The sequence below is a fragment of the Paenibacillus sp. LHD-38 genome (assembly GCF_031157315.1).
GTDB lineage: Bacteria > Bacillota > Bacilli > Paenibacillales > Paenibacillaceae > Pristimantibacillus.
The window spans coordinates 338119-353063 of sequence record NZ_JAVIFU010000001.1; the positions used below are offsets into that span (position 1 = coordinate 338119).

The 14945-nt window shown below is 48.0% G+C and carries 15 protein-coding genes; 12 read left to right on the top strand and 3 right to left on the bottom strand.

Going from position 1 to position 14945, the window contains the following annotated elements:
- Window positions 1-20: 20 nt before the first annotated feature.
- A complete protein-coding gene (locus RCO25_RS01460; RefSeq protein WP_308994372.1) occupies window positions 21-443 on the bottom strand; it encodes a cell wall hydrolase in 423 nt (140 codons plus the stop codon).
- A 240-nt stretch (window positions 444-683) separates the two neighbouring features.
- Between RCO25_RS01460 and cyoE the strand changes: the two genes are divergently transcribed.
- Together cyoE and RCO25_RS01470 are read left to right on the top strand one after the other, a co-directional pair.
- A complete protein-coding gene (cyoE, locus tag RCO25_RS01465; RefSeq protein WP_308994470.1) occupies window positions 684-1562 on the top strand; it encodes a heme o synthase in 879 nt (292 codons plus the stop codon).
- Window positions 1563-1585: 23 nt separating this feature from the next.
- Window positions 1586-2191: an SCO family protein gene (locus RCO25_RS01470; protein ID WP_308994373.1), complete on the top strand. Its 606-nt coding sequence runs from the start codon at window positions 1586-1588 to the stop codon at window positions 2189-2191.
- Here RCO25_RS01470 and RCO25_RS01475 read toward each other — a convergent pair.
- Complete coding sequence (locus RCO25_RS01475; protein ID WP_308994471.1) at window positions 2188-2559, bottom strand: toprim domain-containing protein; 372 nt, start codon at window positions 2557-2559, stop codon at window positions 2188-2190. The two genes, RCO25_RS01470 and RCO25_RS01475, sit on opposite strands and share 4 nt — an antisense overlap.
- 393 nt (window positions 2560-2952) lie before the next feature.
- The gene (locus RCO25_RS01480) at window positions 2953-4122 is read right to left on the bottom strand and encodes an MFS transporter (protein ID WP_308994374.1); all 1170 of its coding nucleotides are present in this window, start codon (window positions 4120-4122) and stop codon (window positions 2953-2955) included.
- A gap of 161 nt (window positions 4123-4283) precedes the next feature.
- Here RCO25_RS01480 and RCO25_RS01485 point away from each other — a divergent pair, with 161 nt between their 5' ends.
- From RCO25_RS01485 to RCO25_RS01530, 10 genes are all read left to right on the top strand, one after another.
- Window positions 4284-4733 carry a hypothetical protein gene (locus RCO25_RS01485; protein WP_308994375.1) on the top strand — a complete coding sequence of 150 codons (450 nt, stop codon included), beginning with the start codon at window positions 4284-4286 and terminating at the stop codon, window positions 4731-4733.
- A 5-nt stretch (window positions 4734-4738) separates the two neighbouring features.
- Complete coding sequence (locus tag RCO25_RS01490; RefSeq protein ID WP_308994376.1) at window positions 4739-5887, top strand: transglutaminase domain-containing protein; 1149 nt, start codon at window positions 4739-4741, stop codon at window positions 5885-5887.
- A 48-nt stretch (window positions 5888-5935) separates the two neighbouring features.
- The gene (locus RCO25_RS01495; RefSeq protein WP_308994377.1) at window positions 5936-8023 is read left to right on the top strand and encodes a peptidoglycan D,D-transpeptidase FtsI family protein; all 2088 of its coding nucleotides are present in this window, start codon (window positions 5936-5938) and stop codon (window positions 8021-8023) included.
- 204 nt (window positions 8024-8227) lie between these two features.
- Window positions 8228-9187: a metal ABC transporter solute-binding protein, Zn/Mn family gene (locus tag RCO25_RS01500; RefSeq protein ID WP_308994378.1), complete on the top strand. Its 960-nt coding sequence runs from the start codon at window positions 8228-8230 to the stop codon at window positions 9185-9187.
- A 27-nt stretch (window positions 9188-9214) separates the two neighbouring features.
- The gene (locus tag RCO25_RS01505) at window positions 9215-10030 is read left to right on the top strand and encodes a metal ABC transporter ATP-binding protein (protein WP_308994379.1); all 816 of its coding nucleotides are present in this window, start codon (window positions 9215-9217) and stop codon (window positions 10028-10030) included.
- A gap of 2 nt (window positions 10031-10032) precedes the next feature.
- A complete protein-coding gene (locus RCO25_RS01510) occupies window positions 10033-10974 on the top strand; it encodes a metal ABC transporter permease (RefSeq protein WP_308994380.1) in 942 nt (313 codons plus the stop codon).
- The gene (locus RCO25_RS01515; protein WP_308994381.1) at window positions 10971-11840 is read left to right on the top strand and encodes a metal ABC transporter permease; all 870 of its coding nucleotides are present in this window, start codon (window positions 10971-10973) and stop codon (window positions 11838-11840) included. Before RCO25_RS01510 ends, RCO25_RS01515 begins: the two co-directional genes overlap by 4 nt.
- 167 nt (window positions 11841-12007) lie before the next feature.
- Window positions 12008-13423, top strand: a complete 1416-nt coding sequence (locus tag RCO25_RS01520) for an ABC transporter substrate-binding protein (RefSeq protein ID WP_308994382.1) — start codon at window positions 12008-12010, stop codon at window positions 13421-13423.
- A gap of 274 nt (window positions 13424-13697) precedes the next feature.
- A complete protein-coding gene (locus RCO25_RS01525; protein WP_308994383.1) occupies window positions 13698-14450 on the top strand; it encodes a Cof-type HAD-IIB family hydrolase in 753 nt (250 codons plus the stop codon).
- Between the two features lie 7 nt (window positions 14451-14457).
- The gene (locus tag RCO25_RS01530) at window positions 14458-14940 is read left to right on the top strand and encodes a DUF456 domain-containing protein (RefSeq protein ID WP_308994384.1); all 483 of its coding nucleotides are present in this window, start codon (window positions 14458-14460) and stop codon (window positions 14938-14940) included.
- Window positions 14941-14945: the final 5 nt, after the last annotated feature.

Sequence of the window (14945 nt, forward strand, 5' to 3'; positions counted from 1 at the left end):
TCACACATTAGAAATTGAAATTAATAGACAGCTGGGCATTCGCCTTGCTTTGGAATGTAGAAGCAATGCGCCTTATATCTTCCGCTGTGCGTTTGGTTCCACCAAGTAGGGGGACAGCTTCCAGCCGGACGGAAAAACCACAGCGCGTTGGAAGCCGGATGCTGACGCTCACCGTTGATCATCCGCTTCGCCAATCGAATATCTTTTTCGCGGGCAGCTTGGTAAAAGTAACCTTTGGTTATTGCTTCGAAGCCGCCGGGCCGTTGGTTGACCATCTGCGGAATGGAGCGAATGTTTTTAAAATCAAGACAGTTGCCGCGAATACGGTTTACGCCGACATTGCCAACCATAAGCATTCCAAGCTCACCTTCGCCCTCTGCCTCGGCTCGCATGAGGCGGGCGAGCATCTTCGTGTCCTCGGAGTTCGTTTTAATGACTGCCATAGACTTGACGTTTCACTTCCCTTCGCATACTTTAGGACGGTTTGACGCGCGGATTGGAATGGGCATCAAACTACATAGTCATTGTACTCGGCGCCCAGCAAAATGGTTACTAAATGATTTGTCACAATTTGCGTGGCAAAATGATGAACAAAGCCGTCGAACGTTGTCATCGCAATCTTTTTTCGGTATGATTAAAAACGATTCATCAATGGATGATAGACGCTATAAGCGTCTTGTCGCATAACTCGGGAGGCTCGCTTCGTGCTGAAAGACTTGATTGCTTTAACAAAACCGCGGCTACTTCGACTTAATGTGTTTGCTGCGCTGGGTGGCTTTTTGGTTGCTTCCAAATGGGACATCGATTTCCTATTGCTTATATGGGCGCTTATCGGTTCAACTTTGACGATAGCGTCAGCCACCGTCATTAATAATTATTGGGACCGGGAATTGGATTTGAAAATGGAGCGTACGAAGGATCGCGCGCTGCCTACCGGTCGCATGCAGCCTGGAACGGTATTGCTTTACGGCATTATTTTGGGCATAGCCGGACTAGCTGTCTTGTTCATACTCGTGAATCCTTTGTCGGGTTGGCTGGGCCTTCTCGGATGGTTCGTTTACATTGTCATTTACACGATGTGGCTGAAACGGACATCCACTTGGAGCACTTCGGTTGGCGGGATCTCGGGAGCTATGCCGCCTGTTATCGGATACTGCGCAGTTACGAATGAGGTTGATGCAGGAGCTTGGATTTTATTCGCACTGCTATTTCTATGGCAGCCCGCTCATTTCTGGTCGCTTGCGATTAGAAGGGTGGAGGAATACCGCGCCGCCGGCTATCCTCTGCTTCCGGTTGTGAAGGGTATCAAGCGGACTAAACTGCAAATGATCCCCTACATCGTGCTGCTGCTGCCGACAGGGATTTTCTTTACCGTCTTCGGATATGTAGGCAATTACTTTTTAGTTATTTCTGTTTTGGGCGGACTGCTGTGGCTGGTTCATACGCTTCGCGGTACGGGAGCCAAGGATACGGAAAAATGGGCAAAAACAAATTTCCTTATTTCGGTCAATTATTTAATGGTAATTTTCGTTGTTATGATTCTGAATACGACAGGGTCATAAGTATTGATTAGGGAGTGACTTTCGTGGTTTTTTTGAAGAAGCATAGCTTCAAGATAGCAGTGCTGGCGCTTTGCGCGGCTATGGGCATTTATTTATTTATAACGTACGGCATGCAGCCGAAGCAGACGCTTCCCATCGAGATGGCTGCTCCGGCCTTCGAACTTACGGATATTGACGGACAGCAGGTTTCGCTCCAATCCACCAATGGCAAGGCTCGGATCGTTTATTTCTATTTTGCGAATTGCCCGGATGTGTGTCCGCCGACGACCTTCCTGCTCTCCCAGGTACAGGATCAGCTTGAAGCGGAAGGCAAGCTTAGCACAAAGGCAGAACTGATTTCCATCACGTTCGATCCGGAGCGCGATACGCCGGAAGTCATTCGCGATTTTGCGAAACGCCATTTTGCCGATACGAGCAGCTGGCGCTTCCTGCGCGGAGAAGAAGCGAGCACGCTTCAATTGGCTAAGGATTTCGGCGTGGCTGTGATGAAAAACGAAGACAGCTCTTATACACATATGAATGTCATCACTATCGTGGACAAGGACGGGCAAATCCGTAAATGGATTGACGGCAGCAAGGAAGATTTAACAGCTAAAGATATCGTCGATGAATTAAACAAGGTGCTTTAAAATTCATCTTTGCTCCAACTGGAAGCGGGACTCTGCGCAGGATAATTAATATGCGCATCGAGGCCCGCTTTTTCTAATTGCTCAATTAAATATTCCAGAGGGGTATGCTCAACACCTGAATAACCTCTGCGGGTATAAATATGCTCTGCGTCTGGAAAAACATCGCGAAGCAAAAACCGGATTCTTTTTCCGGAGGAATCATTGTCGGTAAAAATATAGGCTTGATTAGGCCCCACCTGCTTGCGAAGCTTGTCCAGCTGGTCGGAGCCGGGCGTGCCAAAGGTGCAATAGATCGGCACCTGATCATCGAGAACGCGCTTTAGTCTTGCTTTATCATTTTTACCTTCTACGATAATGGCAATTTCCATTGAAGTCACCTCGAATACGAAAGTCGGTGCAGCTGGTTGCGGCATATTTATAGTTTACCACCAATTATCGATTTTACCGATAGCGGGTATATTGGAAAACAAACGGCCTGCTCTCAGCAGGCCGTTCACATTTTAACCTAGTATAGGCAAGTGCACGCGATGATTACGAGCAGGATAAACAGTACGAGGATAATGCCGATATTCGAATTGCCGTGGTGTCCGCAACCTTGATTCAATCCACCCACATTATTTCCAGACATATATGAGTCACCCCGTTTCTTTTTGCCTAAAAGCTATGATAGCCGTCAGCGGGAGCCGACTGTCTTGGCTGGTCATTTGCCATAATGTATGTTATGTAGAGGGGGGGAATTAGCCCTGTGCGTATACCCATGCCTACGAAAAATGGGTGCGGGAGGAAAGAGAGCGGGTACGATGCAGCGGCAGAAGCGTCACGGCTATCATCAGTGCAATGAATGCGATGTAGTAAGGAGAAATATAATCGCGTACCTGCCCGGCAGCCATAGGACCGATAAATGCGCCGATTGAAAATGCAATCGATAAGACAGAGAAGGTACGCCCATAACGCGCACCGCCGCTAAGCTCGATTAGCAATGTTGAGAGCGCGGGTAAAATAACCCCTTTGGCCATCCCGACCAAAAGCAGCATCAAGGTGAGAGGAGCCGGTATTTGAGAGGCGATGCCGAAATAGACAATGGCAAGAAAAAGCGAGCCCCACAGCGTACGCTGGTAGGCGGATACCCGGTTTAAAAACAGCATGCTCAGCGTAACGAGAGCACCTATGCTGACGACGGAGAATAGGAGACCGGTCGTCATCATGGCTTCCTTCGTCTTGGCTAGAAGCGGCAGCTCGAACGATAAGATGCCCTGTGCACAGCTTAGAGCAACCGGCAGTAAGTAGACGAGCCACGGTATGGAAACCGGCTGTTCCAGCGGCAGCTTTTCTTTGCTTTTTCCTTTATTTGCTTCCACCGGAGCTGCTGCCTGCACGGCACTCCCGCGGATATCTCTTATAAAGAAGAGAGCGCAAACGGAAGTGACGATCAGAATCCAGCCAAGCAGGGTAAATGCGGTCGTAAATCCGATTTTGGCAACAAGATAGGCGCCGGCTGCGGGAGAGACCACGGAAGCCAGCGTATGGACTAGACCGTTACCCGCCATAAGCTTTCCTTGTTCCGTTCTGTCGCTCGTCATTTTGGCGAGTAAGGACAGGCAGGCCGGTGAGAGGAATGCCAGTACGAAGCCGCTTATGGAGCGCAGCAGAAGCAACTGCCAAGGATTCGTAACCTGCGATTGGAACAGAAGCACAATGCCCGCTGCCATGAGACTGAACACGATAAAAAACCTGCTGCCGTATCGGTCAACGCCGAAGCCCGCAATAAGATTGCCTGGCAAATGCGTAATGGAGTACATGCCCATCATAAGTCCGATAAAAGAAGGTGCCGCACCCAAGGAAATAGCAAAAGGCGTCAAAATCGGATATTGCGCATGCAAATCAAAAAAAGCAACAAACAAAAATAAATAAAGCCAAACCGCTGTTTTCACAGGGCTTCCCCTCCTTGCCAATTACACACTTATATACTTGTACGTTTAATTGGGACAGGATATGTCTGCATAAAAAGGAGGCAAGCGTTTACGCCCTATATTTCGTAGGTTATAATATTTTGTAATGAGATTTTGTACGAGGTATAATGGAGGGGATGCAATTGGATTTTTTGGATTTTTCGACTTATGATACGGACACATGGATGACTTTCTTTAAAGACCATTGGTTAGTGCTTGTTATAGCACTTGTTGTACTATTTATGATTGTGCGCATTGTGAAGACCGTGCTCAAATGGGCGATCGTTGCGGCAATCGTTCTTGGTATTGTTGTTTATAGCGGCTACAGTATGGATGATCTTAAGGAGATCGGGACTAAGGTAGCGGATACAGTGAAGCAGGAAGCGGTTAATGCCATGGTAGGCGAGGCAAAGGATGCTGCTTTCGTGAACAACTCGGACGGTACCTTCACCGTAAAAACTAAAAATGTAGAGCTTACCGGCGTGCCGGGCGAGAATGAGGTAGCCGTATCCTTTCGCGGGACCGAGCTTGGCAAGTGGGAGCTTGACAGCACGATACAAACCTTCATTGACCAAGCGAAGCAGAACGGGTAATGCTTATGACTAGCTGGATAGGACGATTAGATGAGTTAGAGCCCATTGCTGTCATTGTGCTTCTGCTGCTGCTTGGCTCTCTTGTTCAAGGGATGAGGAGAGGCGCATCGGGTTCTGCGAGGCGTCTTTTCTTTTTTGTCTGGGAGGGCATTGTCATTGCTGTCTGTTTACTGCTCTCCGCTCAGCTTACGAATAAAATATCGCCCGTCATAGCGGCTTGGCTCGCCGAGCGCGTAAAGGTTCCTGAGCATGAGATCAGCAGCTTGGAGCAAGCATGGTTCACGCTGCTCACGAGCCTGCGGGATTTCGCGTTGCTGCGCTATGGCGTCTTATTCCTGCTAGGCTATTTGCTGCTGCGAGCATTGGCTGCATTCGCGGAGCCTTTTGTAGAACGCGGATTGCAAGGGATGCTGCGCAGCGGGAGGGAAGATTCAGCCGCCAGCCTGCATAGCAATAAAAATGCAAGCCGTGCGGTTGGGGCATTGCTTGGCGCCGTTCATGGCGCAGGGCGGTCATTTCTATTCATAGCTTTCTTATTCGTCTATGTGTCTCTTATGCCAAATGGCTGGTATGTCGATAAAATATCCGATTCGCAGGTTTATAACAAAGCAGCTGCTTTGCTAAGTCCGGTTGCGGGAGATGTTCTCGAAGGACAAGGGCCGGTTTTCACCAAAGCGGTTGAGGCGCAGTTTAAGCAAATTTTACAACGCAAATATGAAATGATTGATTATGCCATTCCTGCTGAAATCGAGCAGGCGGCCCTTTATGTAACGAAGGATGCGCAAACGGACGAGGAGAAAGCGCGCAGCCTTTACGAGTGGCTGGGGACAAGAATTGCTTATGATTATGACAAAGCTAGCAATTATGAGGAGCATGGGATTTGGAAGGAACAAACACCTCCCGAGACATTTGATACGCGAAAAGGCGTATGTATAGATATAGCCCGTTTGTATGCGGTAATGGCGAGGTCAGCAGGCCTTGAGGTACGGGTTGTGACGGGGATGGGTGCCGACGGGCGCGGAGGCTTTGGTCCTCATGCTTGGAATGAGGTGCAGATCGGATCAGACTGGATTCCGCTGGATGCCACATGGGCAAACGCAGGCGACTGGTTTAATCCGCCGGCATTCGATGATACGCATATACGCGAAGCATAGCCGGGTTATAGGAAATCGATTTATTTTAAGGATATGAGGTGATTCAACGTGCAAGATGATCCGCAAAAGCGGGAGATCATAAACCGGCGGCATTTTTCTTTTCGGCTGAACTTATTTTTCTTTATTACTTTCGCATTATTTAGCATATTGATCGTTCGTCTGGCGATATTGCAGTTCGTGGAAGGGCCGACGCTTAGCGCGGAGGGCATCAATAAGGCGACCCGCAGCGTGAAAATTCCGCCTATACGGGGTAATATTTACGATTCTACAGGTTATCCAATCGCCTATTCCACTTCAACGCAGTCATTGTATTTCAGCATACAGCCGGAGCTTAAGCTGGAGGATGCCAAAGAGAACGCCAAGGAAATGGCGGCAAAGCTGGTCGAAGTCTTTACGAAATTCGGCGATCCTACGAAAGCGATGACCGTAGATGACATTATCAGGCAGATGGACTTGGATTTTAGACGGAATACGATCTCGACGCCAAGACGTATCAAATCCGGCTTAACGAATAAAGAAATCGCTTATTTTATGGAAAACCGGACGGACTTTAAAGGAGTCGACATCATGGAGGAAAGCGTTCGGAATTACGATACCAATTCCATCGCGGTCCAGCTGGTCGGCTATTTGAAGAAATATAAGGGCGTTAGGGAAACGGTTGATTTCTATAAGGAAAAAACAACGGAAGACGATGCGACGCTTCAGTACCTCGAAGAAGAGGACGTGGGCATGGACGGCTTGGAGTACATGTACCAAGACGTTTTGCGCGGAACAAACGGCTTGAAGACGTACCCGGTTAACAATGCGGAACGTATTATTGGCCCTATGCAAATAACGAATCCTCAAAAAGGGTCTGATATTTATTTGACCATTAATAAAAACGTGCAGCTAAAAACAGAGCAAGCCATTATGGATCAATTGAAAAAAATAACGACCTCAAGCAATAAATATGAGCGTGCGGAATACGCCAAAACAGGCTTCGCCGTGGCCATGGAAGTGGATACCGGCAAGATCGTCGCGATGGCAAGCATGCCGGATTACGATTCCAACATTTGGGCCGGCGGAAGAATTAGCTCCGAAGATTACGAAAATTTCTCGAACGTACTGGAAAACGGAACGATTCGCAGCGTTTACGGGAAATACGACTCGGAGGAAGAAAGAAAAAAACACCCTTCCTCTATCGTGCCGCTCGGTTCTACGATGAAGCCGTTGTCCGTATTGATCGGGCTGAATGAGAAATTATTTACCACATCGAGTTATTATCTCGACACGGGTGTATTCACCTACGGTAGAAAAGGTTATGAGGTATTTATTCGAAATTCGCAGCGGCATGTATATGGCAACATAGACGGCGCTGAAGCTATCGAGCATTCATCTAACCCGTTCATGGCTGCGATGGTCGGAGATAGGCTTTATAATCGCGGCACCGTTAACGGAAAGAGCAGCGTAGAGATTTGGGATGATTACATGAAGCAGTTCGGACTAGGCGTTCTTACGGAGAGCGGTCTAATGGGAGAATCAAAAGGGATTATCGAATATTTTGATTCGGCCGAAAGATATAGTTCACAAGCAGCGCTCATTTTGGCTTCGTTTGGTCAGCAAGGACGTTATACGACGCTTCAGCTTGCGCAATATGCAGCGATGCTGGCTAACCACGGAAAACGGCTTAAGCCGCAATTCGTTAACCAAATAAAAGACTCGGACGGGAATGTCGTGCAAGGCTACACGCCCGAGATTTTGAATGAGGTGAATTTTCCGGCTGAATATTGGAAAGAGATAGAAACCGGCATGTCCATGGTTAGCTCGCAGGGCTTTGAAGGCGTTGATTATACCTATCGACGGAAGACGGGTACATCCGAGCAGGATGTGGCTAAGCGCACGGCGGAAAATGCGGTCTTTATCGCATATGCACCTGCAGATAAGCCGAAGCTTGCCGTAGCCGTTGTCGTGCCTGACGGCGGCTTCGGCAGTTATGGAGCATCCCCAATCGCGCGGCAAATATTCGATGCTTACAACGAAGAGATCGGCCTGTACGGCGTCCCTAAGAAAAAGACTGCGGATGCGGGAAATGCAGGGAATACAGCTGATGGAAATGCAGCGAATAATACGGCGGACACGGCAGATACGAACGAATAAGCATGTTTTATTGGTAAAGGCAGGCTGGAGCGATGGCTCCAGCCTGCCTTTTTTTTCCACGGAAAGAGCCTATTTAAAAATAAATGTTGCACTAGTGAAACATTTTTGTGTATTATTAAAAAAAAGGCATTAGGCAAACTAAGATTCATAAGGGCAAACTGTATTGAATATAAAAATAAGATAAGGTTATAGGAGGTCTTTATTATGCGTAAAGCTTATAAGCCGAATTCTGCTCTTCGCAGATTCATCATGACAATTGTATTTTTGACGGTGACAGCCGTCTTAACATCTGCCTGCGGGCAGAATGGATCATCCGGAGGCAGCGGAAAGCTAAACATAACGGCGACAACCGGAATGATTACAGACGTCGTGCAGGAGGTAGGCGGCGAGTATGTCGAGGCCAGCGGTTTGATGGGAGCGGGAATCGATCCCCATTTGTACAAAGCGTCGCAAGGCGATGTGAAGAAGCTGGATGATGCCGATATTATTTTCTTTAACGGCTTGCACTTAGAAGGAAAAATGGGTGAAATGTTTGAAGCCTTGGAGCAGCGTAAACCGACGGTCGCAGTATCCAAGTATTTGAAAGAGGATCAGCTGAACGCCGCGCCGGGGCAAGGTCAAGGCATGCATGATCCGCATATCTGGTTTAACGTAAAGCTTTGGATTTCTGCAACGGAGGTCATTCGCGATACATTAGTCGAGAAGGATGCTGCCCATGCAGACTACTATAAAGATAATGCTGCAGCCTATATCAAGGAGCTTGAGGAACTGGATGCTTACGCGAAGGAGCAAATTGCAACGATCCCCGAGGCCAGCCGTATTCTAGTAACCGCACATGATGCTTTCGGCTATTTCGGTGAGGCATACGGGTTAACTGTCACGGGTTTACAAGGCATGAATACGATGTCTGAATACGGCTCTAAGGACGTCAGCAAGCTTCGCGACTACTTGGTCGAGAAAAAAATTAAAGCGGTCTTTATCGAATCCAGCGTACCGAAAAAATCCATTGAATCGGTTATCGAAGGTGCACGTCAATTAGGCCACGAGGTGATAATCGGCGGAGAGCTCTTCTCCGATGCGATGGGAAATGCGGGAACGGTGGAAGGAACCTATATCGGAATGGTGAGACACAACGTGGATACGATTGTAGCCGCTTTGAAATAGCAGAATATACACGTAGGAAAGCGAGTGATGAACTTGAGCCAATCTCAAACAGCAGCTAAGCAAGACGTGAAATCAACAATAGCGCCGCTAAGCATTAAAGGACTAAGCGTCGCTTATCAGAAGAAACCCGTCCTTCGTGGCGTAACCTTTGAAGTAAAAGAAGGGGAGCTAATCGGTGTAATCGGTCCGAACGGAGCCGGTAAATCAACGCTGATGAAGGCGGCTCTTGGACTCATCCCGAGCATTGGCGGTGAAGTGCTAGTCTATGGGAAACCATATAAGCAGCAGCGTAAAATGATCGGTTATGTACCGCAGCGAGAATCGGTCGATTGGGATTTCCCTACCAATGCGCTGGATGTTGTGCTAATGGGCCGTTATGGACATTTGGGCTGGTTCCGCCGCCCAAGCGCGAAGGATAAGGCACTTGCATTGGAATGCCTCAGCAAGGTAGGCATGGCTGACTACGCAGGCAGACAAATCAGCCAGCTGTCAGGCGGGCAGCAGCAGCGTGTGTTTCTAGCGCGCGCGCTCGCGCAGGATGCGAAGCTGTATTTTATGGATGAACCCTTCGCTGGCGTGGATGCCGCGACGGAGAAAGCGATTATTACATTGCTGCAGGAGCTGAAGCTGCAGGGGAAAACGGTTATCGTCGTGCATCATGATCTTGCGACGGTACAGGATTATTTCGACTCTGTTCTGCTTCTGAATGTGGAGCTGCAAGCATTTGGGCCGACAGAGAAAACTTTTACGCAGGAGAAATTGCAGCGTACTTACGGCGGCCGGCTTGCCTTCCTTGATCGCAGCCTGCAGTCCCCGTCACCATTTGACGGAAAGGGTGAGTGAGGATGGAAAAGATTTGGTTAATGCTGTCTGATCCGAATATGCAGTGGATTTTTCTCGGATGCACTCTGCTTGGTTTAAGCAGCGGGGTCATCGGATGCTTCTCTTATCTTAGGAAACAAAGCTTAATGGGCGATACGTTAGCTCATGCGGCGCTCCCGGGAATTTGCATTGCGTTTATGCTTACGGGTATCAAATCAATTGGCCTATTTCTAATCGGTGCGGGCGTGGCGGGAATTGTCGCAACATTCGGCATTGGATATATTACACGCAATTCCAAGCTTAAACAGGATGCGGCGATGGGTATTGTATTGTCGGGATTTTTTGGCTTAGGCATCGTGCTCCTCACGATAATCCAGCATGGAAACTATGGAAATCAATCAGGTCTGGACAAGTTTTTATTCGGGCAGGCCGCTTCAATGATCGCTTCCGACGTGATTACGATGACGGTGGTATGCATTTCGTTGATTACAATTTGTACCTTGCTGTTTAAGCAGTTCAAAATTATCTCGTTTGATCCGGGCTTTGCAAGAGGCCTTGGCTATCCGGTAGCGTTTCTTGAGCAGCTGCTCATGTTTCTTATTGTGGTAGCCGTAGTATCCGGCATTCAAGCGGTCGGCGTTGTGCTTGTGGCAGCGCTGCTGATTACTCCAGCCGTCTCAGCCAGGTATTGGACGGATCGTTTAGGCTTCATGGTTATATTGTCCGGCTTATTCGGCGCTGTCAGCGGCGCCATCGGGACTTGGTTCAGCGCCTCGGTCTCTAACCTGCCGACTGGGCCGGTAACCGTACTGGCAGCGACGCTGTTGTTCTGCTTTTCCATTCTATTTGGACCGCAGCGCGGCCTTATTGCGAAGCGGCTGCTTCGTCTAAGGGTAAAGCAGCGCTTTAATCGTGACAATGAGCGTCTTCTTGAGGGCAATGTGAAGAAGGAGGCGGCGTTATGAGCGACTTTTGGATTTTGCTTACAGGAGCACTGGTAGCGAGCTGCTGCGGGGTGCTTGGCGTATTTCTTGTTCTGCGCAAAATGGCGATGATCGGTGACGCCATAAGCCATTCCGTCATGCCGGGCATCGTTATCGCGTTTCTGCTTAGCGGCTCGCGCGATTCGCTGCTTATGATGTTCGCCGCATTATTATGCGGCTTGCTGACGACCTTTCTCATTCAAATGTTCCAGCAAAGCGGCATTCAATCGGATGCGTCTATCGGTGTTGTATTCACGGCATTATTTGCAATCGGCGTCGTGCTTGTCAGCTTATATGCCCGTCAGGTCCATTTGGACCAGGATGCGATTTTGTACGGCGAGATTGCTTATGTGCACTGGAATATATGGGAGCTCGGCGGTGTCAATATGGGGCCCAAGGCTGTATGGCTGCTTGGATTTACGCTTCTTATTATTACGTCCGTGATTGCCTTGTTTTATAAGCAATTCAAGCTTTGCGCGTTTGATCCTGCCCTTGCGGCAGCCATCGGCATTCCTGTCGCACTGTTTCATTACTTGTTAATGGGACTCGTCTCCATGGCGACGGTCAGCTCCTTCGAGAGCGTAGGAGCGATTCTTGTAGTCGGCTTGCTGATTATTCCGGCTTCAACGGCTTATTTACTGACAGACCGGCTCGGAATCATGATTGGCCTAAGCGTAGCCGCAGGTATTGCCAGTACCTTTATCGGTTATGGAGCAGCGGTAGTGCTGGATGCTTCAATCGCAGGCTGCATGGTTTGCGCGGCAGCATTATTGTTCGTTATCGCTTTTTTATTCTCGCCGTCTCACGGCATTGTGATAAAGAAGCTTCGGCTGCGGAAGCTTGCATAACCAGAGCCCAAATATTAATAAAAAGAAATAATCGAGAAAAGAGCGGCCGAATTTGGTTGCTCTTTTTTTTTTTGCAACAAAACATAAACCAAAAATGCAACTTTTATCCAGTTAAGGACGTACTATATTTGGGACTTATTAGGAGATAAAAGGAGAGAGAATTACAAATGAAGGTTTGGTCAAAATTCGTAATACCGTTTGTCGTCATGACCCTTATGTTATCGGCATGCAGCTTTGGGGGAGACGATAAGGGAACAGAGAAAGATCAGCAATCGACACTAAAAGTTATGTATTATGACGAAGGTGCTTTTTTCCAAGATTACGGCATGATCTTCTCGGCTTTATATCCTAATGTTGAAATCGAGGTTGTGTCCACCCAGGGAATCTATTCGGAGGATCAAAAAGACTACGATGCTGCTTATAATAAGTTTATTGAAGAAAAGCAGCCCGACCTTCTTATGCTGGATACTGAGAAATATAAAAAGATGGCACAGGATGGGAAGCTTTATGATCTGGATGCGGTTATCGAGAAAGAAAAGTATGATACGGAGGGACTTATTCCCGGCATGCTCGATTATTTGAGAGAACTCGGAGGCGGCAGATTGTTCGGGATCACGCCTAATTTTTATAGCCAGGTCCTCTTTTACAATAAGGATTTGTTTGATGAATTCAAAATCGAGTATCCGACCGATCGGATGAGCTGGAACGAGGTCATACAGCTGGCGCGCCGTTTTCCCGTCGAAGGAGATGCCAAGGACCGGATCTATGGTCTGAAAATGGGCTACAATGAAAATTTATTTGAAGTGGCGAGCATGCTTGCAGCTTCCGACGGGATTAGCTATGTGAATGCTGCCCAAAGGGAAATGACGATCAATACGGATTCTTGGAAAAATGCAGTCCAGACTGCCCTGGATGCTGTAAATTCGAACTCACTTTATTTTGAGAGCATGAATAATCAAGAATCAGATATGGCGCAAACCTATGAGGATTACCTGCTGCGGGATCCCTTCATATCCGGCCGCTTGGCCATGGCAATAGGCGATAATAATTATATTAGCCAAATGAAGCAAGCAGGCGAAAACGAAAAGGTAAAGGATAAAATCGTGAAAAATTGGGATCTGGTTACCGTTCCAGTCGGACAACAAAACCCGGATCAATCCAATATGACCTCCTTCCAAAATCTTTTTGCGATTCGTGCAGAATCTCCTAATAAGGAGACAGCATGGGAATTCCTGCAATATGTAACGAGCGAAGAATATGCTAGGGTAAAATCGAAATCCAATAACTATAACGGCTTGCCTGTTCGCACCAAATACATAACAGATGCCGAAGGACGCAACTTCGCGGCATTTTATAATTTAAAGCCAAGCACATTCAACAGCTATAAGGATTTCGAAAAGCTGCCTGAAACCTTCTGGGGCGACTTTAACGCGGCTACGCAGCAGGAGTTCCAAAAGGTAAAAGATGATCAGCAAACGATTAATGAGGCACTTGATATTTTACAGGTAAAAGGGCAAGAGATGCTCTTGAAGGAGTCTCCTGCCATCAAGGAGGAAACGCCTGCCGCAGAGGTGGCGGAGTAAGCTGGGGTTAAAAGCAAAGGAGCATGCTTTCGCGTATTCGCGAATGCTGCTCTTTTTTTCAAATATAAGAAAGTATAAAATTCAACCTTATACGTTGCTTATATTTCACCGCGAAACGAGCTTTTGCCGCCAAGGACGGCGTCAGCCGTTTACGCTTGAAATGGATAAGAATTGATAAGGTTAAAGGACGATCGTTTGGAATCTGCCGCAAATGTGCTAAAATAATTTACTAGCGGGTTGCATCAGTGAACGGCATTTATGAGGAGGCACACTATTGGGAGAGTATAAACTGTTGGCGCTCGATATGGACGGGACGCTGCTAAATGAACAAAGTGAAATTAGTACGGAGAATGCGGAGTGGATTCAAAAAGCGCTGGATGCTGGCGTAATAGTCAGCTTCTCTACCGGACGCGGCTTTCGCAGCGCGCTGCCCTTCGCGGAGCAGCTGAAGCTGGAGACGCCGATGATTACAGTCAACGGGAGCGAGATATGGCATCGTCCGCATGTACTGCATAAGCGCACGCATCTAAGCCATGTCTATGTGCAACGCTTGCATGAGCTGGCTCTTTCTCACGGTGAGCCGTGGTTCTGGGCGTATACGGCCGATGATATTTTTAACAAAGAAAAATGGATCAATCCCGCTGATGACTACGCTTCGCATCACTGGCTGAAATTTGGCTATTATACGGAGGATGACAGCATTAGAGAAAAGCTTCTGGCTGAGGTACAAAGCTGGGGTGCGCTTGAAATTACGAACTCATCGCCTTGGAATTTGGAACTTAATCCGCTGGGCGTGTCCAAGGCTAGCGCTTTGCAAGAACTTTGCGGTTTGCTTAACATCGAAATGTCGCAGGTTATTGCGGTCGGCGATAGCTTGAACGATATCGCTGCGATCCGTGAAGCCGGTCTTGGCGTGGCTATGGGCAATGCCCAAGAATCCGTCAAGGAAGCAGCGGATTTCATTACCCATACCAATAATGAGCACGGCGTTGCAGAGGTTATCAAACGATACGTTATGAAAGGATGATTAACGTATGGATATTTTAGGCTGGACATTAGTTATTATTTTGTTCGTTGTGGGAATGGCCGGGGCAGTCTATCCGATTTTACCTGGCGCTCTTGCTATTTATGGCGCGTTTTTTGTTTATGGTTTCTTTTTCTCCTTTAGCGAATTCGGTGTATGGTTCTGGCTCATCCAGACCATTATTGTCATCGTACTGTTTGTCGCCGATTATGCGGTCAGCGCCTGGGGCGTCAAACGGTTCGGAGGCTCGCGGGCCTCTGTAATCGGCAGTACGATCGGTCTTATTTTTGGTCCTTTCGTAATCCCGGCGCTAGGTCTTATCATCGGGCCGTTTGCCGGCGCCGTTATCGGAGAAATGATTATCGGAACAAGATTCGATAAAGCGCTCAAGGTCGGCCTAGGCTCCGTGGTCGGATTATTTACGAGCGTTGTTGTGAAGTTTATTTTGCAGCTGGCGATGATTGTGTTGTTTGTGCTTTGGCTCGTATTCTAATTGAA